The 548-nt window shown below is 70.8% G+C and carries 1 protein-coding gene; it reads right to left on the bottom strand.

The genetic code is table 11. The features are described 5' to 3' along the window. Positions 1 to 130: 130 nt before the first annotated feature. A partial coding sequence (locus N878_RS25970; protein WP_031304273.1) for a response regulator occupies positions 131 to 548 on the bottom strand: 418 nt, incomplete at its 5' end.

Here is a 548-nt window from a genome sequence, read left to right as displayed (position 1 = left end):
ATGGGAGTTTCATGGGATGTTGCCTCGTGGTGGTTGGGGGCTGCAGGCTGTTGCCGAGCCCTGAGGCCAGCTTGCCGCGCCCCTGTATCGCCACGATGGCGCCGTGCTGCGCCTTTGTATGCCTTGAGTATCAGCGGGTATCAGCCGCCAGCTGGGCGCTCAGCCAGGCGTACAGGCGGCCCTGGTCCAGCGGCTTGTGCAGCAACGCGCGCACGCCCTGGGCCAGCACCTCGGCCTCCTCGAGACGCTCGCTGAAGCCGGTATAGAGGGCGATCGGCAGATCGGCGCGGGCGGCCAGCAGGCGCCGCGCCAGTTGCAGACCGGTCAGGCGCGGCATGCACTGGTCGATGATCGCCAGGTCCCAGGCGTAGGGATCGGCCAGCAGCTCCGCGCTGGCCTGCTCGGCGTCGCACCACAGGCGCGTGTGCAGCCCCCAGCCGGCCAGACGCTCGCAGACGAACTCGCCGACCAGGCGCTCGTCGTCGATCACCGCCACCCGCCCACACAGCGCCGGCCAGGCATGCGCGGCGGCCACCTGCGCCGTCACC

It is taken from the genome of Pseudomonas sp. EGD-AK9, assembly GCF_000465935.2.
In the GTDB taxonomy this organism is placed as follows: domain Bacteria; phylum Pseudomonadota; class Gammaproteobacteria; order Pseudomonadales; family Pseudomonadaceae; genus Aquipseudomonas.
This window is presented reverse-complemented; position numbering and strand designations above follow the sequence as displayed.